The sequence below is a fragment of the Pseudobacillus sp. FSL P4-0506 genome, assembly GCF_038003025.1.
In the GTDB taxonomy this organism is placed as follows: Bacteria; Bacillota; Bacilli; order Bacillales; family Domibacillaceae; genus Pseudobacillus.
In genome coordinates, this window is the sequence record NZ_JBBOOI010000001.1 from 2,427,993 (window position 1) to 2,451,302 (window position 23,310).

A 23,310-nucleotide genomic window follows, 5' to 3' on the forward strand; every position below is an offset into this window, starting at 1 on the left:
GATTGTTCAAAATAAAGATCGATAAATTATAAATGATATTGATTGAAAATTTCGTCTATTGGCTATAGAGGCAAGATCATTAGAGAAAAACCGTGATATAATTAAGTTAATTACTGTCAGTGATAAGGAGTTTGGATAAATCACATGGATATCCATTCATTAAGATTGGTAGTAGAAAATGATAAGTTTGATGAAGCTGAAATCATGTTAAAGGAGATGGGTAGAAGCAAAAATATAGAGGCTGTCCCTTTGCTTATTGAATATTTAAAGAGTACAGGAAATGCCTTATTGAGAAACTCCATTGCTTTGACATTAAGTGATATAGGAAATGAAGAGGCAGTACAACCGCTAATAGAAGTAATTAATGATCCAAAAACTTTGGGAAATAGAGGGACCCTGCTATATGCACTGGAACCTTTTGATTGTTCAGCACATTTAGAAACATTAGTTGATCATTTGATCAATGGAAACTTTGAAGTGCAAGCTCAAGCTCATCAATTAATAGAGGCAATTAACGGTAAAATACCAGATGAAATCTTATGTAAGTGTATTCTACAAGTAAAAGAGAAATTAAATGAAATAGAGAGGCAGGAGGGAATACTCTTAGATGCCTTAGAAACCTTTTCTTCTTTCAAAAAATGTAACTAAAATCATAAAAGTAATACATCCATAGTGGCAGGTTTTGAAGAGGTTATGTATAAAGGTGATACAAGTTTCTGTATCACCTTTTACCTTTTATTGCTGCCAATGTCATGACGCTCGCATTACATAGCTGTTAAGCCGCCATCAACAATGAATTCAGAACCTGTTGAATAGCTGGACTCCTCAGAGGCCAAGTAAACCACTAAGCTTGAAACTTCTTCCGGTTGGGCCACGCGCTTTATAGGAATATGTTTAGAGAACTCTTCCACTGCTGCTTTGGTATCTTCTTGAACAACCATTGGTGTGGCGATGACACCCGGATGCACCGAATTCACACGAATTCCGTAATTAGCACACTCGATTGCAGCCGCTTTTGTCATACCACGCACAGCAAATTTTGTATCTGTATAACCTATTGCTCCCGCAACAATACCATTCATTGATGAAATATTGACGATGGAACCGCCGCCTGCTTTTTGCATGGCTGGGATAACTGCTTTCATACCTAAAAAGACGGAAACTTGGTTGATGTCTACGATCCGACGATATTCCTCTTCCGTTACTTCTAATATAGATTTTGCCATTGTGATACCCGCGTTGTTGACTAAAACATTTACTGAACCAAAGGCTTTTTCTGTTTCAGCCACTACATTTGCCCAATCTTCAGCACTTGTTACGTTCTGTTTTACGAATAAAGCATTTTCGCCAAGTTCTGCCGCAAAAGCTTTACCTTTTTCTTCGTTTAAGTCTGTTAAAACAACCTTTGCGCCTTCTTCAATGAATCTTTGAGCATGTGCGGCACCCATACCTTGAGCAGCACCTGTGATAATGGCAATTTTTCCTTCTAAGCGAGTCATGTTTTTACTCCTCCTATAAACATCATGGCAAGATAATAAAGATAAACTACATTTGTAAATTAACAGATAAAAAGAGTGTTTGTCCAATAAAAAGATTGATGTCATAATAAAATGTAATAGAAAGTTTCTTTTTAAAGGAGATATCGATAAATGGCAAATAGCGAAGACCGTCGCTCAGCTCGTACGCAAAAAAATTTAAAAAATGCGTTATTACGATTATTGAAGGAAAAGGAGTTAAACGATCTCACTATTACAGAGGTAGCGCACTATGCCAAATGTAATCGGGTAACCTTTTATTCGCATTATAAAGATTTACACGATTTATTGGCTGCAATCTTCGATGACTATTTAACAGAATTAATTGCTCACTTTCGTGAAGGGTATCGCAGTGTAGAGCGCTTTTCGGCAGATGATGAACATCGCCATCTCCCTATTTTTGAATTTATTTATCAAAATCAATTCGTTTTCTCACTCATTTTAAAAGGGGAAGTGCTCCCGGGATCACAGAATCAATTTTGTGAAAGTCTAGTTCAAACATCTAGTCTCGAACTAAAACTAGGTGAGGCAACTGAAGTTGAAATCCCTGCACTAAACTACTTCTTAACATACGGCAGCCTGGGCTTTTTTATGTACTGGATTCACCAGGATTTCAAAGATTCTCCCGAAGTTATGGCGAAAAAATTAGCCTATCTTCAAAGCAAGATGTTTAAAGAGGCCATTGTTCTTGACGAATAATCGCTAGCCCATTATTTTGAATGAAAAAGAAGCGGTTATCCTGAGAATTATGAGGAATTTCCATCTTTGAGATTTGCAGCTGGAAAAATGGTGAACCTCTCTTTGAAAAGTCTCTACTGTTTGGGCTTCACATAAAATTGTCTTAAAACAGTATTTTAAATGAGGTGAAATCTTGTCACATGTAAGAATTCGATGTACGGGTCTAATTATTGAACATAACTCTGTACTTTTAGTGGAATATGATGAAAATGGGATTCATTATAATTTGCCGGGTGGAGGACTAGAGCCTGGTGAAACGATCATTGAGGGGTTGCAAGAGAAGTGGTAGAAGAAACTGCAGCTCATGTTGATGTAGGGCCGCTGGCACTAATCTATGAATTTGCTCCTCATAAACAATCTGGCGATTATCATCTCAATGAGCAACACGCATTGCATCTCATTTTTGAATGTAGCATAAAGAATAATTCGCTGGCACGGTTGTCCAAGTATCCTGATCCACATCAATCGGCGGTCAAGTGGATTTCTCTAGAGGAGTTAGACTCCATTTTGCTGATACCCAATATTAGCCAGGAAATCAATGACTATCATGAAAATAAAAGAAGCATCAACTTAATTGAGGATCATAGTCTAGGTAGGCTCCGTTTAGAATTAAATTGATTTATATTGTATAATATAACCTCTATTATTGGATACAGAAAAGGCTCTTCATCAGGAGCTTCTTTTTGCTGTTTGTTCACCTAAAGTGCCTATTTCTGAAATGTCTTGCTTCAAACTAAATGTGTACCAGGTTGCCCAAAGGAAGGACTATAGTTTCTAACCGAAAAGCTATGATTGTTGTTATTATTTCCAAAAAATTTGAAGGGAGAAAGAATGATGTCCAGCAGTGGAAAACGAAGAAGAATTATTTTAGATTTAGCGGTTACTTTAGATGGTTTTATCGAAGGAGCAAATGGAGAAGTTGACTGGTGTGTCATGGATTCTGAGATGGAGTTCGTTAATTTCTTAAATCAGATTGATACTATTTTGTATGGGCGGAAAAGTTATGAATTATGGGGAGAATTTACTCCAAAAACGGAAGATGATGATACTGAAAAAGAACTTTGGAGATTAATCCATAGCAAAGAAAAGTATGTGTTCTCCAAAACTCAAAAGAGCACAGATAATAAAGCGATATTCATAAATGATCATATTCTTGAAGAAGTAAATAAATTAAAAAATCAGCCTGGTAAAGACATCTGGCTATATGGGGGTTCAAGTCTTATTGCCACTTTTGTCAATTTAGGGCTCGTTGACGAATTTAGATTATCTGTTCACCCTGTTGTTTTGGGAGAGGGAAAACCTTTGTTTGGTGATATAGAGGAAAGGTTAAATTTAAAGATGGTTGATACAAGAACATTTTCTTCTGGAGTTGTACAATTAATCTATCATTTAGATGAAAATAAATAGCACAACCCATTTCGAAGATAGAAGGAGCTTTTAATCGAACTTAAACTTAAATGTTACATTTGGAAAGAGTTCCATTGATATCGAACAGAACACTCTATCTATTCTCACTAGGATAGTCATCATTCATGGACATCATGTAATCGAAACGGAAATCCCACTGTATGGTTATGTCTTCAGTGGGATTCTTTCACCTTATTCAATATATTTTCACCAAGCTCTTATCTATCTGTTACTTTGTGTTTTGTCAAAAACGAAATGCCTATGGAGTAGGTTACATTTTGGGAGCTTCCATACCAAAATTAGCCCATTCTTCTTTTGATGGGCCATAAATGCCAGGAACGAGCAACCCTGCTTGTCGCATAAGAACAGTCATTTGTCCTCGATGGTGGTTTTGATGTTGAATCAAAAACATCAAAAGAGAGCCATTTGGCATTTTTTTACCTAGAAAATCTATAGGCTCTTGCAAAGTACTGTCTGTCCATTGAGTTTTTAATGCCTGTACAAATGCCTCGCTAGCTTGATGATAGCTGTCTGCTATAAAACGTGATGAGGTAGGAACAGGCCAATCTTCAGAAATAGCTTCAAACCTTAAATTTGTGTTTGAGGCAATGATGTGGATAGCAGCAACGGTATGCCACGCAATCCGTCCTAAAGTCCAATTCTGTGAGGTAATCTCCTGTTTGAGTGATTCATCAGTTAAATTATTTAGTAATTTCTGAGTGACCCCTGCTTCATACTCCCAAGATTTTAAGAAATGATCTAATGTTTGAAACATACTGAACCCCCTAAGCTTTTTACATAATAATTTCGCTAAATCTTTAAATTTTCCTTGTAATTATTAATATGGAGGAGAAAATTAAACGACTTCATTATAATGTATGTCGCTAGTCGGAGAAGAGGATAAAAATGTTAGAAAACAAATATAAAAAACAATGGAGGAATGCCTTAACGGAAAAATATCAGCTGGTGAATTTCAGATACAATACCGAAGAAAGCTTAAAGAGCGGAATGACAGAGTGGAATAAGATTCTGAATGGGGGCTCTGAGGCAACAGACTGTTACTAGCACAGGTCAAGAAGCTGCAGATTAGGTAAAGAAAAAAGCCCCTTAAAGGGGGCTTTAGCAGCGCTATTGCTGATACATTTAGGGTCTCTTTAGCTTATTAAGTACTCTTTTAATGCTTGTTGCAACGTACCCAGTGTTTTGGTCGTATGATCAAATGAGAGGTCCTGATGTATCATTTTTCTCACGACTTCTGCTCTTAATCCGGTAATGACCGTTTTACATCCCATGAGGGCAGCGCCATTGATAACTTTCGTTAAATGGTCAATGACCTCAGGTTCCATATCGGCGATGCCTGACAAATCCATGATTAAAGTTTGGATGCGGGATACACCAATTTCAGTTAGAACCTTTTCCTCAAGGACTGACGTTCGAAAAGTATCAACCGAACCAATCAAAGGCAAAATACAGATCGAGGCATTGATCGGAATAATGGGAACCGATAGATTTTCGACCAACTCTCTCTGAGCAGTAAGCAGGGAATCCTTATATGTAGAATAATTAATAAAAAAGGTATTTAAAAATGTATCAACCCGGTTATTAATTTCCTTTTCCAGACGGAAAAAGTTCAACGTCGTCTGTTTATCTGCTAACTCGTTATACTGCTCTATAAAATTCCACAGAGTTCTCCGGATGGCTTGTACCCACTCCAATTTGAATGATAAGGTGAGGGAGTGAGTAGCCCACGCTATTCCTTCTTGTTTCGCAAATAATTGAAGTTCTCTTTCTTTCCCTTCAATAATATAAACAACTAGGTTATGGGCATTTTTTATAAGGTCAATATTTCCGATTGCCAGAATTTCATCGATTTTATCCTTTACATTGACAGCCTCAGATAGTAACTTCTCTTCAAATTCCTTAGTGTTACTTTCGAAAAATTCTTTCAATTTAAACGATTGTAGAGACGTCACTTTATACTCCCCCTTTATATCTAACTCCACGTAAACTTCTACCACTTTTCTTTATTTATTAAACCACATTATTTAAAAAATAAAATTTTAGAATTTAATCGATTGGACGGTGATAGGAGGTATTTTTCGTATTCACTTGCCTAGTTATTAGGAACTTCTTCCGCCACATTTTCAGTATGAGTAACAGACTTCTTTGTCTTGTTATATTCTTTTGCGCCAAAGTATGCGGTGCAGCGGTAACAACAAAATAATATAGCAGGCACTCAAGGCACCCTTTAAATCCGAACCGTCTGTTTAGCTAAACCGCCTAGCGTTATTAGTGAAAATGAAAAAGAAGGCATTACTCAAATGATGGGCGAGCTGCTTGAGGCCATGGTGTTCATCGATAGCTTGAATACCACGCTAGAGAGATTATCGGAAGGGAGGGGCAGTCAACATGTATTTTGATTTATCGGCAAGTCGTTTAATGAAGGATTCTGAAGTGAGAAATCTGTTAGAGAGGTGAGGGATAATCCGGTTTTACTTTTATCAGCGGAATTTGAAGCTAAAAACGTTATTTCGCTTCAAAAGAAAAAGCGGCAAGCTAATCGGAGTAGCTCACCGCCATATAGGCGAATTATGAGTATTGTAACATATTTTTCCTTTAATGGGAAGTTATACACTGACTGTAAGGAAGAAGGGGGAATAGCTGGGTATTGAACATCCAGTAATTACTCGCATGATGAAAACGGTTATGCAAATATGATCAATCAGATGGAACATGTTGGGGGGATACTTTATACAATTGAGATGAAAGAACTTTAAATTCATCCTATCACAATAAAGATGTGATTAAACGCGAGGAAATTACTAAATAGTTTTGGAGAGTCGATAATTAATAAAGGCCAAAAAAGAAAGGGAGCACTCGTTACTCTTTGTCTCTCTTGTTTAATATCACTGAATTATATTTATTTAGTATATATATTATAGAGGGATTTTTGATTAAAAATAGAAATTTATTTGGATCAATTGCCGGTTTTGGTGTTATGTGTTATATACTTAGTATATATTGAAAAAGGAAATAACGGGAGGGGCAATATGATCAAAGTTAGCAACCTAACAAAAGAATTTTTACAAGGACAAGAGAAAACGCAAGTCTTAAAAGGTGTTGATTTAAGTATTGAAGAAGGGGAATTCGTGGCCATCATGGGACCCAGCGGTTCTGGAAAAAGCACACTACTTCAATTACTTGGGGGGCTTGATGTACCCACCAAGGGAGATATACAAATTGATCATAAGATTTTAAATAAAATGAGAGAAAAGGAAAGAACCATATTTCGTAGAAAAAAACTAGGTTTTGTTTTTCAAAATTATCAACTATTACCTAACTTAACTGTAGAGGAAAATATCGCATTTCCTCTTCATGCAGACGGGAAATTAACTAATAAGAAAAGTAAATTGATTCATGAATTAATTCATTCTGTAGGATTAGAGGGATTAAATCGTAAGTGTGCCAATCTATTAAGTGGTGGTCAGCAACAACGTGTTGCTATAGCTAGAGCACTTGTTAATAACCCGATTGTTTTATTAGCTGATGAACCAACAGGAAATTTAGACAGGGCTAAGGCAGAAGAAATTCTGGCTTTATTGTCAACCTTTCACCGTAAAAATAAGCAAACCATCGTGATGGTTACACATGATATTTTTGCAGCTGGCTTTGCAGATCGCATTCTACTTTTTAGAGATGGGGCTATAGATCAAGTGATATCTAGGAAGGATAGTGATTATGCTAAATATTTGGCGAATTTCATGGCGTAATATTACGCAAAACAAAAAAAGATTTTTCTTTACATTGCTGTCCATTATACTAGGGACATCTTTTTTAACGTCTATGCTGGTGGCTGATAAAACAACGAAGGACGTTTTTGATTATTACGAACAAATGTATGTCGCCAATGCAGATTATTGGGTTTTAAGTGATGAACATACTTATCCTGAAGAGATGATCTCGTCTATTCAAAAGGATCCCGCTGTTACTCATACATTGCTTGCCCTTGATAAGCAAGCTTTCTTTGAACTTGAAGGTAATCATTCTTTGAATGAAAGATCTGTGCGAATTACAGGAGTAAATGATCAAAATAGCCCTTTGCTGAAACTCCCAGTTATTGAAGGTAGCTTAGATAATGAAGGAGTAATATTACCAGAAGTTGTTGCAAAGCTTTTGGGAAAAGGGGTTGGAGATACGGTTCGATTTACTAATATGGGAGAAGCAAAGATTTCTGCCATTGTTGAGTATACACAACTGCTTGCAAGTCCCAGTGATTGGGAAAGTGCTGAATCAAGCAGTTTTCGCATTATGGCTCCGCTTGATATGTTAAGAGAGTGGACAGGAAAGAGTGACGAGATTTCTTATATGCGTTTTCAAGTCAAAGGTGACGGCAAAGATCTCTTTCACTCTTTTCAGCAAAAGTTTCGTGGTTCTAATGTATACATAGAACCTGTTGTTGCGGATGACCTCCAAAGCAATGATATAGGCGGACTCTATACCTTCTTCTATTTAATTGCGGGATTGTCCATGTTTATCAGCGGGTTTATTGTCTTTAATGTGATTTATACAAGCGTTATAGAAAGAAAAAGAGAATTTGCTGTAATGAAAAGCTTAGGCTATACACAAAGTTCTGTTTCTAAGCTGGTTCTTATTGAAATAGTACTTTTGGTATTGATCGGCACAGCTGTTGGAGTTCCGCTTGGTATATGGCTCGGGGATATGTTTATGCAAGCTCTTCTTAGTGTATTCAAATTTGATATGGTCTACACGTTAAATTGGAAGCTACCAGCGATGATGGCTATTATCATTGGATTGCTATTTCCTATAGTTTTTTCACTTTTTCCTATTTATAATGCAGGCAAGACGTCGATTTTATTGACATTAAAAGCAGCAAATCAAACGCAAACATTATCAAGACGGTATTTTCTTAGAACTGTTGTTGGGGTGGGGCTTCTGTGCTTTGTGTTTATAGATCACCCAGTTTCCTATGTTGCTATATTAATAGGTGTTATTCTTTTGTTTCCTTTCCTATTGTTAGGTTTAAGCAAAATAGTAAAGCCCATTTTAAAATACTTTTTTGATTATGCTGGTATCATGGCTATAAAAAGTCTCTTGCAGCAAATAAATCGCAATGCAAATACAGCTGCTATTTTAGCCATTGGTATATCGATTATATTATTACTTGGTGCAGCGGTAGGGTCAGCTCCTAAAGGATACGAAAAAGAAATAAGAAATACGTATGGGGGAGACATGAGAGTTACATCTGAGGCTCCATGGTCTGCTGAAGATATAAAAAAAGTGCTTTCTTATGATGCTGTTACAGGTGTTAAAACATTAACTGAAGCAACGCCGATTACTTGGGAAACAAATAGCGGAAGAAGTAGACAATTTTCCGTTCTTTCTGTAAGTGAAAATGGCCCCTCGTTATTTGCTGATTTCCGGGAGAAGGATCTATACAAAGAGTTAAAACAGAAACCATCCGTGTTGCTCGGGGATCGTGCCTTTGAAGAATGGGGCGGACAAATTGGTCAGAGTATACTAATGAATACTTCGAATGGTGAACAGAATTTTAAAGTTATTGGAGTGGTTAAAACATCACATTATTCTGGTTATGTCGCATTTATGGACGAGGAATACCTCAATGATGTTTTTGGATGGACAAATAGCTTTGATTTGCTACTCACTGTAAACAGTGAAGGGAACGATTCAATTCGTGACCAGTTATGGTCTGATTTTGGTGATCATCTTTCAAAGGTTCAAACCGTAGAAGATGAAATTGAATCTACTACTTCAGCTATTTCCAGTATGAGTGGCCTTATCTTAGTCATGTTGCTGATGATCATCGGCTTGGCTAGTGTGGGCACAGCTAATACGCTGCTAATGAATATTTTAGAATGTATACCTGAGATTGGAACTATGCGAGCACTCGGTTTTACTAAACAACAGGTTAGAAACATGATACTTGCTGAAGGTATGCTCATTGGATTATCAGGTGTAATTGGAGGTATTGTAACAGGCGTAATTTTAATATATGTAACAAGTAAATCTAAACTGATGGAAGGATTTATGTCTTTCCAATTACCCATGAGTAATATTATACTAGCAATAATTGCCGGAGTTTCTCTAAGCCTCTGTGCAGCCTGGATTTCCAGTAAAAGTGCAAGTAAAATGGATATCCAATCATCACTCAAAGAAGGTTGATAATTTGTCAGTAAAGTATGGGATTTTAACATTATTATTCCGGCAAAGACATCATGGGTACGAATTAAAATTGGAATTGGATTCCCTCCTTGGAATTAAAGGTAAAATTAATCCTGGTCAGATTTATACCACTCTTGATCGCCTGACACGTGACCAGCTTGTCTCATCCCCAGGAGCAGATGATCAGGAAAGAAAATTGTTTGAGTTACAACCAAAAGGTAAAGATGAATTGGAAAAATGGTTACTGGAACCCGTGCCTTATTACTCGACAAAAGAGGATTTTTTCTTTAAATGGAGTTGTGCTCGTAGAATTCACTTTGCCCAGGAAAAGCAAATGCTTGAACAACAAAAAGCAATGATTATTAAAGAAGTGATGGACTTAACTAAATTAAAAACCGAATTATTGCTTCAGGGGGACGAAAATAAATATTTATTAATCACTGGTATATTGCTGCACTTAGAAGCAGATTTAAATTGGATAAATCAAGTTGAAAATCGAAACCGTTAACATAAATATTATTTTATATAAGTTAAGTAGAGGGGGATTTTTGTCACATCCTTGATCCATCATAAGAAGAATAAAGTGGAAACGCATCAGTGAAAAAATAAATTGATTCTATCAGCCATCTAAAGGACAGTAAAACCATGGAATAGCTTTATAGCTGCTTAGGGTTTTACTGTCCTCTTTTATTTTACAAATCTATTGTCATTTTAATAAGGATAAATTAGGGAGAAGATTTTTTTAGATGTTCAAGACATCCCAAAGGATACGTACTTGTCAGAGAATCATTCAGTCTAGCAAATTCAACTATATATCAGCCAGGAACTGACTTGCAGCCAGAAGATTCTAAATATATCTCTTTGAAAAATCTATTCATGAATTTGGTTATTTATATTTTTCTGCTTAGGTACTTGCCCTGTAGTCCATCGCTTCATTTCCTTATTTTTTATGGTAACTATTCTTTTGAGCTACACCCATACGCTGAGACTGGCCGTTTGGCCGCTGTTGTCGTGAAAAGGACTATACAGGTGTATTTAAAACGAATCAAGAAACAGAGAAGCAAGCCAACTTAATTGGCGGCAAATTAGATTATAAACATTTGCTAAAAAGAAAAGAACCGGTATGTTTGACACTGTAAAACCTGCAATGATCACCCAATAGAATCCTTGGCTTTTTAAACCACAAATAAGACAAGAGCCATAAGAAAGGTCCCGCTCGTATGAGTAGGGCTTATTTTTAGATAGATAGGTTGTTTTTTTTTTTTTTTTTTGTGGAAATATTTCCCTGATTTTAACATGGCATATTATGCTATAATCGAACAGTTATTAAAAGAGGGGGAAATAATTTGAAAAAGGCTATCGTATTTTTTTTGAGCTTTCTTCTTGCATTGAGTGTCCTCATACCGAGTGCAAGTGCAGCATCTTTTAAAGATGTCTCAGTGAATTACCGATTTTTCAATGAGATTAACTATCTATCAGGAAAAAGCATCATTTCAGGTTATTCAGATGGACGGTTTGGACCTGATGATAAGGTAACCCGGGCACAGGCGGCCATTATGATTGGAAGGTCACTTAAACTTGATGGTACAAAACGACAAACAACGTTTTCAGACGTTGACGCAAATAATGTAGCCTCTGGTTACATCGATTCTGCTGTAAAAACCGGAATTATCACTGGCTTTCCAGATGGATCTTATCGTCCAAATGAAACAGTAACCCGTGGTCAATTAGCTATCTTCTTGGCACGTGCTTTTAAACTCAGTGACTCAGCTGCAGTTAATTTTAAAGATGTTTCAAAAAATTCAGCTGCCTATCCATTTATCGGAAAAATCATAGCAGCTGGTATTACAGCAGGGTATCCAGATCATACATATCGTCCTAACATTGCAGTAGCCCGTGGCCAGTTTGCAGCATTTATGTCACGCTCGTTAAACCCAGTGTTCATCGATAACACAAAGCGTCCAACCCTTAAAGTTGATTTTTTAAATGTTGGACAGGGAGATGCGATTCTCATTAAATTTCCTAATGGAAAAGCCATGCTAGTCGATGCTGGTCGTTCCGATGATGAGGTGAAAAGAGAATTAGCTTCACTTAATATTTCAGCGATTGATACGTTTGTAGCTACACACCCTGATGCTGATCATATTGGCGGAGCAAATTACGTGATTGAAAACTATAAGGTTAAGAATGTTGTAGATTCTGGTCAGGAGCATACCACTCAAATCTATCTTGATTATTTAAACGCTGTAAAAGCAACTGGCGCATCATTTAAAGTGGCACAAGTGGGTCAAAACATTACATTAGATTCTAGTGTTTCTGTGAAAGTACTTTATGTTAATAGCCATGCAAGTGATTCAAATGAAGGGTCAATTGTACTTATGGTTAGTTATGGAGAGTCTGATTATCTTCTTACAGGTGATACAGATACAAGAGTAGAAGCCTTGTTAGTGGATCAGTACGATTTGGATGCAGAGGTCTTAAAAGCTTCTCATCATGGGTCGGACACTGGTACATCCCAAGCGTTGGTAAATGAAGTTAAGCCGGATTATGGTGTTCTGTCATATGGAGAGAACAATCAATATGGCCATCCGAAATCTGTTGTCGTGAACCGTTTAAAAAACATTGGGGCACACATCGTATCAACACCGAATGGTCAAATTCAAACTTGGACAGATGGCAGTTATGTTTTTATGAAGCAAGTGCCATCAGCGCCTGTTCAGAATTCGGTCCCGGCACCCAAGCCAAAACCAACGCCAGAACCAGTTCCGGCTCCCACACCAGCTCCAACTCCAACAAAGTTCCAAAATTGTACGGAGATGAGAAAGGTCTATCCGGATGGAGTAAAGAAAGGTCATCCAGCATATGAATCTAAACACGACCGTGACAATGATGGATGGGCTTGTGAAAGATCATGAGAACTGGAAAATATACCATTGATTCCATTGAAAAAGGGGTAGCCAAACTGCTATATCGTGAAGATGAATCCATTGAGGAATTAATTACTATCGAGACATTCTCTTTTGATGTTAAAGAAGGAGACCTCATTTCAATTGAAGAAGAAAATGGAAAATTAAAGCTAGAATGTTTGGAGGATGAAAAAGAAGATATTCTCAAACAAGTTCGTGCTCTAAAAAAAGAATTGTTAGACCGAGATAATTAGTTTAAAACAAGCCCACTCTATAGGGGGAATAGATCCCATAATTGAGACAGGGACCAAAACGCCTTTAAGAAGCCAGTTGCCGATAGTGTATCGGGTGACTGGCTGTTTAGTTTGGATTGAATACGAATATTTTCTGGCTTTAGTGAGGCGTAAAACGATTTGATTGGGGATTATCGGCGGTTGTTCTGTTTCGTTATCCCTTCGTTGTGGTTTTAATAACTGATCCGGTCCTTCTCGTCTCTGCTGCCTTTAACTTGACTTCTGCCAGATAACTCACTCTTTTATTCACAAAAAACACCTCCAAGTTGTATTTAGGTATCCGACATCCTCATTTCAACTTAAAGGTGTTTTTACTTGTCCCATTTTAAGGGGGAATTCCAACTCAATATCTAATGCTCAATCTTTATTTTAACTAAACAATTTTTAACTGTTTTTATTTTGTCTATTTATAATATTAAACACTTCATTAAATATTTGCTCATTATTTGAATGAGAGGAGGATATTATTTTTAATTGTCGAACAGCTCCTTCACAAACACTCCATCTTACATATGAGTTTTGGGACTCATCCAAAATAAAATCAATCAATTCTTTTTCTTCTTTAGACACCTCATAATCATTTATTACTTTTTTAAGTAACTTTTGTATTTTATCGATAGCTATTTCTGGATTTTCAACTGAATCAGGTGACTTATATGGAAAGAGAACTTGATTAGATTCCTTTGTTATTTCAATGTTTTTTTCTAATCGCAAAATATTGTAGTCCAATATATCGGAACTATTAAGATTCAGCTTCATTTGATCAGAATATCTAAATTGATAACCTAATCCTCCAATAAAATGGGTAGATAAATCCATTGCACTTTCTTCTATTTCTCTACCATAAACTTCTATTAACCGTTTTGCCAGCCAATCAAGCTCTTTATAATGACTTTCCGCCATATATTTTTTTAATGACTCATCATTTTCCCCCAATGAGATATTATATAGCTCTGCAATCTTCTCAGTCCCATAGATGGAGTGTTTTACTCGAAGCTGAGAATAAAAAATTTGCTTATCAAAAGGGTTTCCTTCCAATAATAACAAGTTTTGTTGTTCTTCAACTTTTGCATCAACTTTTTGAATAATATAAAGAATTAATTGTGATTTCGTAGCAAAGTAATTATAAAATGTGCCTTTAGAAACTTTGGAATGTTCCAAGATATCTTGAATTGAAGTATCATGATAACCTTTTGTTCGAAACAATTGTTTTGCTGCTTCAATGATTTGCTCTTTTTTACTCATGCCGCATTCCCTCCCTAAAACAATTATTGACATTAGTATTACTATACCATATTATAATAAAAAAATGAACTTAAGTATAAAAAAATATACATTAGTTCAAAAAGGGTAAAGGAGCATAAATATTATGGAAAACATTCACACACAACCAGTTGATATAAATGGAAAACACTTTAAAAGAGCTGGCTTTGTACTGGTTTTAATGGTTGGAACTTTTTTAACTATTATTAATCAAACCTTATTGGTTACTGCTTTGCCAAAAATCATGATCGATTTAGATATCAATGCTAATCATGCACAATGGCTTATCACAGCATTTATGTTAATCAGTGGTATCATGATTCCTATTTCAGCATTTTTGCTAAATTTAATTACTAATAGAGGCTTATTTTTTGGAGCGATGGGGAGTTTTGCCGTAGGTACTGTCATTTGTGCATTAAGTACTACATTTAGCACGCTGCTTGTAGGACGTGTTATTCAAGCTATTGGTTCGGGATTAATGATCCCTTTAATGCAAACGTTAATATTTTTGGTGTTTCCAGCTAATCGACGTGGGGAAGCAATGGGGTTAGTAGGAATAGTAATCGCTTTTTCTCCTGCAATTGGCCCAACTCTATCCGGTTGGATTGTTGATAATTATGATTGGCATTACTTATTTTATATAATCCTTCCAATCGTCGGGATGAATATATTGCTAGCATTCTTGTATATGAAAAACATTATTAATGTAACAAAAGCGAAGATAGATATCTTTTCCATTATTCTTAGTAGCCTAGGTTTAGGTTCACTTCTCTATGGAATAAGCATTGCTGGAAACAGAGGATGGGAAAATAATGTTGTATTCACTTCTTGTGTAATCGGCCTTGTAGTAATAGCAATATTTTCTCATCGTCAATTAAAATTAGCACAACCAGTTTTGGAGTTAAGGGTATTTAAGAGTAGAACCTTTACTTTGTCTACAGTCATTGTTTCTATTATTTTTATGACAATGATTGGCTCAGAGATTCTTTTACCGATTTATACACAATCAATACAAGGGTATTCAGCATTTCAATCAGGTCTAATATTACTTCCTGGTGCGCTAGTATTAGGGATTATTTCACCGATTGCAGGGAAAATATTCGATAAATATGGGATTAAAAAAATATCTATGCTAGGCATGTTTATCCTATCCCTGGCCACGTTCCCTTTCCTGCTGCTGACTAAGGATACACCTATTTGGTGGATTATTTGTCTCTATTCTTTAAGGATGTTAGGCATGGGATTAGTTATGATGCCTTTGGCTACAGCAGGGATCAATGCTTTGCCAAATCGTTTAATAAGTCATGGTTCGGCAATTAATAATACTGTTCGTCAAGTGTTTGCATCACTTGGTGCAGCCATAATGGTAGGGGTAATGTCGGCTACCGTTGCTGGGTATTCTAGCAATCATCCAGAAAAGTCTGAAGATGTTTCTCTACTCGCATTATTGGATGGACTGAACCATGGTTTCCTGTCTGCTTTTATTCTAATCATTCTTGCATTTGTTCTATCCTTTTTCATAAAGCCACCAACAGATACAAGAAAAGAGGAATGATAAAATCAGCACCTATTTAGCAAATTGAATTAAACCTGGACGGTGCAGGTGCGAAAAAGCTGTTTCCACTGAGGAAGTTTGGGAAAGGAAGAAGGAGAAAGAATCAGGGTGGGGCAATAGACCCTGAAAGTGATCGTAATGTATAGGTTGAGAGAATCCATTGCGGCTTCGAAATAAAGTTAAACCATTTATAAAAAAGACAAACCGGAATTTCCTCTCTTTATAGAGAAGGGTTTCGGTTTTTCTTATGAGCTAGGTCCTGTTTAAGTGATAGCTCAATTAAAACCGCGTATCGAAAGGATAATTAATTACTAGAAATAATATTTCACGTTAAAAACAGTGAACTATTAAAATTCAATGCTTTTCCTAGTTATGTAGAGCATCAGTTATAATATCGATAGCTACACAAAGATAATCAATGAGAGGGGTCTTCATGGATAATTTCGACTTAAAATTAAAGGAAATCTTTACGTCCACTATGTTAACAAAAAGTCAAAAAATTTCACATGCAGAAAAAATGTTAACAGAAAAGATAGGCCAAGAGACTACTAATTCAGAGTTATATTTCAAATTAGCTGTAGTGGTATTAGAAGAACCGGAAGTAGATTTTATTAAGAGCATAAAATGTATGAAAAAAATCCTTCATTATGATAAAACAAACACAGAGGCAGCTATATTCCTGTCATGGCTTCAATACTTCCATCAAGGGTATATCCATCCAAGCACATTAATTTTATTGGATAATTTATTAGAGAATGCAGAGATGGATTCACTTTCTACATCTCTTATCTATTTAGTGAAATCTTGGAGCGACGAAATCGATGAACAACAACATTATTACTTTTTGGAACAGTCTGTTGAAAGCAATAACCAGTATGTTGATAATTGCCTTGAGCTGTCAAAATGCTATCGCCATAAAGGTGAGATGGATAAAGAACGATACTTCCTGCTTAAAGCTTTGAAGAATATAGAAGAGATCTATCTAATGGATGACTTGTTTAACTTAGCAGCTGCAGAACCGTACTTGAGTGATCGCTTTAGAGGAGTTATCAATATTCCTACTTACGAGGTGCCTGAGTATAATACACTTAAAAGAGAGTCTATATTAAGAACTGTAATTGACAGTCATACGGTGAGCAATATCTTAAAAATATTAAAAGCTTCTAATTAACTAATTTATACATAATTCTTTCTTATCAAGGGCTTCTTATTTGTAAGTAATAGGAGATCAAAGCGAAACCCAACTGAATTCACGTATCTTCAGTGGGAGTTATCCGTTTGCTCCTGATTCATTCTAACCTTATGACTATTTACATCACTCACCCCTCTATAGATATACTTTGTGTGCTGCTAAAAATTAAAGGTGATTAGTGTGTTATCTTATACTTGTTCGTAAATAGTTAATTAAGAACGATTGAAGGGCCTATTTTTTGATTTTCTTTTTAAACTAACGGGGCAGTAATGATGAAGAGGAATATAGTAAAATTGTGTTGGTTTACCATGAAAAGTATAATAACATTCTCAAATGGCAGACGTTATTCACAATATCAAAAGTATAAGGGGATGAAAATGGATAAGAGAATAAAAGAATTAATTGATTATACAAGAGAAAAATACGGCTTACACGAATATCATTTACATACATTTCACATTAACCGTAGTACCACAATTTTCAATGAAACGGTTTATACACTAAGCATGGAATGGTTTCCCAATGATATTAAAGATTGGGGTGATGAGACTTGTAATCCGGAGGGAACAGCGTGTATCGAGATAGACCTCCATTCCAGGAAGGTCAGAAGTGTGATTTATGTTGGGGGAAGGTCCTATACTGATAGCATGACGTTTGATTTGAATAACAAGGACGGAATCATCAAGTGGATTGAAAAGGAAACAGGTCTGAATTACAAAAAGCAGTTTGAGTTCTGGAAGGAAGAAGAAAGAGAGCTTCATTTCAAGGAATGTATAGATGGTTTTGCCGTTTCTCCTTCAGGTTACATTGAATGTAAACTTGATGAGGAAGGAAAACTTATATTATTTTCTGTGACTGGACAGTTTCCTTCTAAGAAACTCGTAAAACAAGACATGTATACACTTTCATTTGAACAATTAGAAGAGTTGGTTAAGGAACAATTGAAGTTGGTCGAATTTCCAATCATGCAGCAGCACAAGCTCGTTCCTGCTTTCGCCATAGAGGAGATTTATATAAAAAATGATTGTTCATCTACTTTGCCTTTTGAGTTTTTGGTAGACGATAAATCTCGCTTGCAAATGGACAAAGTGGTAGAGTGGAATTATCAAATTCAACAACCTTTTCACAGGAAAATAATTTCTCTCATTGAGAATGTCACACCTGAACAAGCCTTTCGATGTGAACCACATCCAGATTTGCAGCCCATCACAGAGGAAGAAGTTAAAAAGTGTATCAGTGCTGTACAAAAATTTTTAAGTCAAGAATACGCTAATGATTCAGGAAAATGGGTATTAAAGTCATTGCATCGGGATAAGGGATACATCCATGCAACTTTAAGGGCAAAAGAACAAGAAGAACGTGTATTTAAAAGAAAAATGAAGCTATTCATTGACTCGAAGACTTATGAAGTGTTGAATCTCATGGATAATAAGTCTTTTTTAAAAATGTATATGGAATTAAAAGAAGTCGATGAAATAAAAGTCACAAAAGAGAAAGCATTTGAGCAACTCAAAGACTTTATTCAGTTGACACCATATTATGTATATGATTTTGAGGAAGGCTACTATGTTTTATGTGGAAAGTTGGATTGTCAATATGCAGTAAAAGCGTGTAATGGGGAAATAGTTGAATTGAGTGAATTGTAATATAGACCGATGGTTTATTCATACTTCTAAGCCGTATGAGAGTTAAGGCGACATCTGTCCCTAGTTTTTATGCCAAAATCGTTGGGACACATCAAGAATGGAGGCTTAACAATGGGTATTGATGTGAGTTTGATTGCATCCCTAATTTTAAATGTGACATTTTTAATTATAATATTTGGACAATTTAAGAAAATCAATGTTTTAAGGGAAGAGAATAAAAGATTAACTCCTATTGAAAACAATGATGAATGGATTGCCTTAGCAAGTGAGAAAATGAAAACCCTAGGTGACATTAAAACCATAAAGTATCTAAGAGAAGAAGAAGGAATGTCAATGATAGATGCTAAACAATTGGTGAGTGCCTTAAAAGAATAAACTTGGTTTTTCATTAACAGGTGCTTTAGTGCGATAGGATTTATCAAACTTTTCTATAGAAATCCTAATAATAATTTGAAAAAATGCTTCAGCTCTTCTTACTAGGGTGGTCACCATCCATTGATACCAGGTAACTAAAGAAGAAACCCACTGAATTCAAGTACCTTCAGTGGGTTTTTTTCATTTATTCAATACATCTTCGCCAAAGCCCTAACCTCTTCGTTTACTGTCTTTTCTTTCTCATTGTCATACGAAATAGTAGAAGCAATGGAGGGGGGCGAAATATGATAAAGAGATTGTCTATATCAGTGGTCGGCTGGATAAAGCGGTGGATCAAAGGGAACAAGCGATGCTGGATTGTTGGCTGAACAGATATAGCGTAACAGCAGCAGAAGGGCAGTTAGGAATCCATAAGAGTGCGGCTTATGAGCTAGCTATATCATAATATTGTTGATAAACTAGCTGAGTAGATCGTTTGGCAAAGGAGAAATGAATCGAGATGATAAGAGCTATCTATACTGGTGATGTCAGATACAATGAATGTAATGTATTTGAATATGACAACGAAACAAAGATGTTTCATATGATAAACGATAAAGAAATTAGTTATCATTTTGATGTCGTAATGAATGATAAAGATTTTATCGTGTTTGTTACAGATGGAGAAACCGCCTATCAAGTTGAAATCAAAAATAGGAATTCAGCTACTGAGTAGGTTACAACACAGAGACAACCTTGAAGCATATGAATCGTGAACTTTACCAGCTATAAAACGAAACACCCTGAATTTCTTCAAGGTGCTGTTTGGTTGTCTTATATTCAATTAGGTGACTCTTGACTATCGGTTGGCATTAAAATAGGGTTGTGCACAGGTTCGTTTGCTCGGTGCGGATGTGTCAGTCTCTCTTCATACCTACGATTAGCCGCATAAAATTGGTCTTCCAACCACCCAGCTTGTTCATGTGTTAGTTCCAATACAAATTCATTATTAGCGTTATCATATGCAGTTAGAAGTACATAGCTTTTATCGTCACGCGTAACATTAGCAACTCTCAGATAAAGGTTTTTGGCTTCCAATCTTAATCGTGTTCCATCCACGGATAGACCTCCTTAAAGCATTTATAGTTCCTATTCCCTGTGGGGAAAAAAGTATGCAGGTAAGTTAGAGTTTTCTAGCTTTAGACTGGATAATAATAGTATTTGTTATTAACGAGCTCATGCTCCTAACAAAGTAACAGGCGCTTTTTATTATTAATACCTCCTCTTTTTTGCCGATGTATAAGGTGAAAGAGGGTTGAGACATGGCTGAGGTTTATAAATTGATTTATCCTTTTAAAAATGAGGATGGTTTAGAAGAAGATACTCATAACATCGTGCTTTCAGCAGAGTAAATAGCATTTATTTTAAATGAACGGCACCAGCTTCCCAAATGCAATCAAAGAAACAATAGAGGAAACGTAAGTGAAACTAAAATAATTGAACACAGGTTTCCATTAAAAGAGCCTTCCTAAGGGAGTGCTCTTTCTTTTTGTAATAAAATTATCCTTAAAGTAATATCAGCAGAGAAGAACAGAGGGACTGGTAGCAGCTAAATTGTCCACCGTGCCATATATTATTGAAAACCCTTGGTTAATGCCTAGGTTATAAGAAAATATACTTACAAATGACTTCAAAAGAGAATATTTACGTTATTTGTATTAAAATGGGGAAGAGTAAGAATAGTTCTGAAAGGAGAGTCCTAAATGAACGAAGAAAAATTATATGATATAGAGATTATAACAGAGAGAGGGAAGTACGGGAGCGAAGTTAATCACGACGTTCTCCAACTAATGCTTCAGGCTGATATCGTTACAATTAAAGGTCAATCGGTAAGAGTTGCGGAAATTGAAGTAACAGGTGAAGGGATAACAAGGTTTCATGGGAATTTAGTTGATTTATAACGCTTATGTAAGCATCCAAACAATTGGGTGCTTTTTTCTTTTGAACGAAGTATTCACTGAGTGACACGAGCAGAGAAAAAATAAAGGGAGAGGAGCAATATGAGAAAAGGCCAAACAGGCTTACACGCTCACAGGCAAAGTGGTAAAGCCGTCATGTGTCCTTACTGGCACTGTGTAAAAACATAGGGGTGGCAGGCAAATTAAAGCAGGAAAAGCAAATGATAACAATTCTATAAAGATATAAATTGAAGAAGAAATGAAAAATAAATATAGATACATTCTTATTATTAGCGCTAGTATAAGAAAATTACGGGCAACAGATAATAAATGAAAAGGAGGTTACACATCATGTCACAAAAGGAAAACAATATACATGGAAAAATTTCAGGTGCACTAAAGGATGATATGGATAGAGAACCAATAGGAGATCGGCTAAATAGTGATAATGCATTTAGCGATAAAGGCTTAAATAATGCACGTTTAACTAGCGAAGCTGTGAAGAAAGAAAATCAATAAAATAAAGATAAGATCGGTTTTTATTTGGGTAGCTTTAGTGCACTAGGATTTATCAAACTTTGTTATAGAAATTATAATAGTAAAGCCATTTGCTAGGGAGAGAAGAATCTGGACAGGCATGTTTGATACTTTTAAATCCGCTATGACTGTCCAACAGAACACCGTGATTTTAACCCACAAATAAGATAAGAACAATAAGCCCCGCTCGTACGAGTGGGGCTTATTTTCATTGCCAGTGCTTTTTCCAGTTGCGGAGAACAGCGCCAGGATTATTGTATTCTGGGAACGTACGGCTTTGCGTCGCTTTGGTCGGGTTAACTGTAATGTTTGCGAAGTACCAACGGCGGTCATCAGGATCATACATAGCGGTCTGATATTTATTTTTGCCGATTACCTGTGGACGCTTTGAGTGTGGCAGCGTGTCGCCGTAAATAATCTGCGTCAGTATACCATTTCTCATATAAAACCAATCTGCGCCTTCATAGCCGTCGCCCATAGAGTATGCAACCATCAACATGTCTGGTTGCCCTTTATATCGCGAAGGAACTGTATAAACCGTTTTGCGAGTCGCGTTCAATAAGTAGCTTTTGTAGTAGAAATTCGACTTTTTAATGTGGCTTGTTTTTGGATTATGCGTATAGAGCGTGTAATTACCCGTATAGAGCAAGTCGCCCTTATCTGCCTCACTATTGTTAGCAGACGCCCAGTCGTTACGGTCTGTTGACGCAATAGCCTTCTTTTCCCTCACGCCTGCGAAATAGATTTTGTACGGCACGCCATTCGCATCTTTTAATGTGTATGTAACTCGGCTTTGTTGTGGTGTAATCGGGTTCTTTGCTGCTTCTGCTGTTGGTTTTAAAGCTGTGAAGCCGACTAACAATAAAACCGTAGAAATAATTACTTTCCAACATCTTTTCATTTTTCATCCCCCTTTTTAGTTTCTAGGTATATTCTATCAGTTGAATTGGGAGATAAAAAGAATATTTAGAAGGTATTTCCAACTGAAAAGGGAAGTAGTTCCGTGGGGAAGCTTTATCATGTTTAAAATGTCAATCACTATCATAGCCGTTTAACAGACTGGTTGGCCTGGTTTAATGATGCGGCAACAAAATACTTCGACCATTATTTGAGTTGGTTTTAGTTTTTGAATCTAATCAGATTCCGCAATAATTCAACAATCATAAGTAAGGCGGTTATTGATAGTTGCTTGTTATCCACTAATGCCACTTATAGAAAATTAAGATTAACAAAATATAGTGGCTAAATTGTTTGTCATTGGAGTGAGTAAATATGAAAAATGAGGATGTAAGGAGTTTCCTTTCCTCGGCTAATCATTATTGTACTTTAATTGATTCATTAACTTGTATTGAGGAAAGAAGTATAGAAAAACTTCTGGTTGCCCTTTTAGACTTATACTTAAAGGCACAGCAACTTCCTGATGTTGAACCTGATAATATAAAAGCACTACAAGTAGAAATTTCTTTACCCAAGATTGATTTCGGTAAATATGAATATTACTGGGAAGTATTTGACCCTTATAAATTAGATAAGCCAGAATGCGGAAGCTTATCAGATGATATTTTAGATATTTATAAAGACCTTAAAGAAGGGATCATATTGTTCGAGCAAGAAACGACTAACGAAGCAATTTGGCATTGGAAATTTCATTTTGAAGCTCACTGGGGTTCACACACAGTAAATGCTTTACGTGCTTTGCATTCAGTAAAGAACGATTTAATTTAA

The 23,310-nt window shown here is 36.1% G+C and carries 24 protein-coding genes and 1 pseudogene; 19 read left to right on the top strand and 6 right to left on the bottom strand.

Annotated elements, in window-relative coordinates:
* The first annotated feature begins 144 nt into the window (after window positions 1-144).
* Complete coding sequence (locus tag MKZ02_RS12120) at window positions 145-648, top strand: HEAT repeat domain-containing protein (protein WP_340853746.1); 504 nt, start codon at window positions 145-147, stop codon at window positions 646-648.
* Window positions 649-764: 116 nt separating this feature from the next.
* On the opposite strand, the gene MKZ02_RS12125 is transcribed toward MKZ02_RS12120, so the two are convergent.
* Window positions 765-1,499 carry a glucose 1-dehydrogenase gene (locus MKZ02_RS12125; RefSeq protein WP_120032001.1) on the bottom strand — a complete coding sequence of 245 codons (735 nt, stop codon included), beginning with the start codon at window positions 1,497-1,499 and terminating at the stop codon, window positions 765-767.
* Window positions 1,500-1,649: 150 nt separating this feature from the next.
* Here MKZ02_RS12125 and MKZ02_RS12130 point away from each other — a divergent pair, with 150 nt between their 5' ends.
* The 4 genes from MKZ02_RS12130 (at window position 1,650) to MKZ02_RS12145 (ending at window position 3,680) form a co-directional block, all read left to right on the top strand.
* Window positions 1,650-2,234 carry a TetR/AcrR family transcriptional regulator gene (locus MKZ02_RS12130; RefSeq protein ID WP_340853747.1) on the top strand — a complete coding sequence of 195 codons (585 nt, stop codon included), beginning with the start codon at window positions 1,650-1,652 and terminating at the stop codon, window positions 2,232-2,234.
* Between the two features lie 172 nt (window positions 2,235-2,406).
* The gene (locus MKZ02_RS12135; RefSeq protein ID WP_340853748.1) at window positions 2,407-2,562 is read left to right on the top strand and encodes a hypothetical protein; all 156 of its coding nucleotides are present in this window, start codon (window positions 2,407-2,409) and stop codon (window positions 2,560-2,562) included.
* Window positions 2,556-2,891: an NUDIX hydrolase gene (locus MKZ02_RS12140; RefSeq protein WP_340853750.1), complete on the top strand. Its 336-nt coding sequence runs from the start codon at window positions 2,556-2,558 to the stop codon at window positions 2,889-2,891. Before MKZ02_RS12135 ends, MKZ02_RS12140 begins: the two co-directional genes overlap by 7 nt.
* A gap of 216 nt (window positions 2,892-3,107) precedes the next feature.
* A complete protein-coding gene (locus MKZ02_RS12145; RefSeq protein ID WP_340853751.1) occupies window positions 3,108-3,680 on the top strand; it encodes a dihydrofolate reductase family protein in 573 nt (190 codons plus the stop codon).
* A 271-nt stretch (window positions 3,681-3,951) separates the two neighbouring features.
* On the opposite strand, the gene MKZ02_RS12150 is transcribed toward MKZ02_RS12145, so the two are convergent.
* Both MKZ02_RS12150 and MKZ02_RS12155 read right to left on the bottom strand, forming a co-directional pair.
* Window positions 3,952-4,455 carry a DinB family protein gene (locus MKZ02_RS12150; RefSeq protein WP_120031994.1) on the bottom strand — a complete coding sequence of 168 codons (504 nt, stop codon included), beginning with the start codon at window positions 4,453-4,455 and terminating at the stop codon, window positions 3,952-3,954.
* 379 nt (window positions 4,456-4,834) lie between these two features.
* Entirely contained in the window at window positions 4,835-5,653 is an 819-nt protein-coding gene (locus tag MKZ02_RS12155; RefSeq protein ID WP_340853754.1) for an STAS domain-containing protein, read from the bottom strand.
* 1,077 nt (window positions 5,654-6,730) lie between these two features.
* Between MKZ02_RS12155 and MKZ02_RS12160 the strand changes: the two genes are divergently transcribed.
* The 5 genes from MKZ02_RS12160 to MKZ02_RS12180 all read left to right on the top strand — a co-directional run bounded on the left by MKZ02_RS12160 (window position 6,731) and on the right by MKZ02_RS12180 (window position 13,041).
* Window positions 6,731-7,450 carry an ABC transporter ATP-binding protein gene (locus MKZ02_RS12160; protein WP_340853756.1) on the top strand — a complete coding sequence of 240 codons (720 nt, stop codon included), beginning with the start codon at window positions 6,731-6,733 and terminating at the stop codon, window positions 7,448-7,450.
* A complete protein-coding gene (locus tag MKZ02_RS12165; protein WP_340853757.1) occupies window positions 7,419-9,881 on the top strand; it encodes an ABC transporter permease in 2,463 nt (820 codons plus the stop codon). The genes MKZ02_RS12160 and MKZ02_RS12165 overlap by 32 nt, the downstream gene beginning before the upstream one ends.
* A 4-nt stretch (window positions 9,882-9,885) precedes the next feature.
* Window positions 9,886-10,389, top strand: a complete 504-nt coding sequence (locus tag MKZ02_RS12170; protein ID WP_340853758.1) for a PadR family transcriptional regulator — start codon at window positions 9,886-9,888, stop codon at window positions 10,387-10,389.
* Between the two features lie 838 nt (window positions 10,390-11,227).
* The gene (locus MKZ02_RS12175; protein ID WP_340853759.1) at window positions 11,228-12,796 is read left to right on the top strand and encodes an S-layer homology domain-containing protein; all 1,569 of its coding nucleotides are present in this window, start codon (window positions 11,228-11,230) and stop codon (window positions 12,794-12,796) included.
* Window positions 12,793-13,041, top strand: a complete 249-nt coding sequence (locus tag MKZ02_RS12180) for a hypothetical protein (protein ID WP_340853760.1) — start codon at window positions 12,793-12,795, stop codon at window positions 13,039-13,041. Before MKZ02_RS12175 ends, MKZ02_RS12180 begins: the two co-directional genes overlap by 4 nt.
* 423 nt (window positions 13,042-13,464) lie before the next feature.
* Here MKZ02_RS12180 and MKZ02_RS12185 read toward each other — a convergent pair whose 3' ends face one another.
* A complete protein-coding gene (locus tag MKZ02_RS12185; protein ID WP_340853761.1) occupies window positions 13,465-14,325 on the bottom strand; it encodes a TetR/AcrR family transcriptional regulator in 861 nt (286 codons plus the stop codon).
* A 124-nt stretch (window positions 14,326-14,449) separates the two neighbouring features.
* Here MKZ02_RS12185 and MKZ02_RS12190 point away from each other — a divergent pair, with 124 nt between their 5' ends.
* The 5 genes from MKZ02_RS12190 to MKZ02_RS12210 all read left to right on the top strand — a co-directional run bounded on the left by MKZ02_RS12190 (window position 14,450) and on the right by MKZ02_RS12210 (window position 19,826).
* A complete protein-coding gene (locus tag MKZ02_RS12190) occupies window positions 14,450-15,898 on the top strand; it encodes an MDR family MFS transporter (RefSeq protein ID WP_340853762.1) in 1,449 nt (482 codons plus the stop codon).
* 433 nt (window positions 15,899-16,331) lie between these two features.
* Complete coding sequence (locus MKZ02_RS12195) at window positions 16,332-17,069, top strand: hypothetical protein (protein ID WP_340853763.1); 738 nt, start codon at window positions 16,332-16,334, stop codon at window positions 17,067-17,069.
* A gap of 392 nt (window positions 17,070-17,461) precedes the next feature.
* Window positions 17,462-18,736, top strand: coding sequence for a hypothetical protein (locus MKZ02_RS12200; RefSeq protein WP_340853764.1), 1,275 nt, complete (start codon window positions 17,462-17,464; stop codon window positions 18,734-18,736).
* 111 nt (window positions 18,737-18,847) lie between these two features.
* Entirely contained in the window at window positions 18,848-19,111 is a 264-nt protein-coding gene (locus tag MKZ02_RS12205; protein ID WP_340853765.1) for a hypothetical protein, read from the top strand.
* 499 nt (window positions 19,112-19,610) lie between these two features.
* Complete coding sequence (locus MKZ02_RS12210; RefSeq protein ID WP_120031974.1) at window positions 19,611-19,826, top strand: hypothetical protein; 216 nt, start codon at window positions 19,611-19,613, stop codon at window positions 19,824-19,826.
* A gap of 104 nt (window positions 19,827-19,930) precedes the next feature.
* Here MKZ02_RS12210 and MKZ02_RS12215 read toward each other — a convergent pair whose 3' ends face one another.
* Window positions 19,931-20,209: a hypothetical protein gene (locus MKZ02_RS12215; RefSeq protein ID WP_120031972.1), complete on the bottom strand. Its 279-nt coding sequence runs from the start codon at window positions 20,207-20,209 to the stop codon at window positions 19,931-19,933.
* Window positions 20,210-20,853: 644 nt separating this feature from the next.
* Here MKZ02_RS12215 and MKZ02_RS12220 point away from each other — a divergent pair.
* Both MKZ02_RS12220 and MKZ02_RS12225 read left to right on the top strand, forming a co-directional pair.
* The gene (locus tag MKZ02_RS12220) at window positions 20,854-21,051 is read left to right on the top strand and encodes a hypothetical protein (protein ID WP_120031968.1); all 198 of its coding nucleotides are present in this window, start codon (window positions 20,854-20,856) and stop codon (window positions 21,049-21,051) included.
* A 348-nt stretch (window positions 21,052-21,399) separates the two neighbouring features.
* The gene (locus MKZ02_RS12225) at window positions 21,400-21,567 is read left to right on the top strand and encodes a hypothetical protein (protein ID WP_340853767.1); all 168 of its coding nucleotides are present in this window, start codon (window positions 21,400-21,402) and stop codon (window positions 21,565-21,567) included.
* A 226-nt stretch (window positions 21,568-21,793) separates the two neighbouring features.
* Here MKZ02_RS12225 and MKZ02_RS12230 read toward each other — a convergent pair whose 3' ends face one another.
* Window positions 21,794-22,486 carry a hypothetical protein gene (locus MKZ02_RS12230; RefSeq protein WP_340853768.1) on the bottom strand — a complete coding sequence of 231 codons (693 nt, stop codon included), beginning with the start codon at window positions 22,484-22,486 and terminating at the stop codon, window positions 21,794-21,796.
* Between the two features lie 126 nt (window positions 22,487-22,612).
* On the opposite strand from MKZ02_RS12230, the pseudogene MKZ02_RS12235 reads away from it, so the two are divergent.
* Window positions 22,613-22,831: pseudogene (locus MKZ02_RS12235) on the top strand (IS1595 family transposase); the annotation flags it as partial.
* Between the two features lie 26 nt (window positions 22,832-22,857).
* Complete coding sequence (locus tag MKZ02_RS12240) at window positions 22,858-23,310, top strand: DUF5063 domain-containing protein (RefSeq protein WP_340853769.1); 453 nt, start codon at window positions 22,858-22,860, stop codon at window positions 23,308-23,310.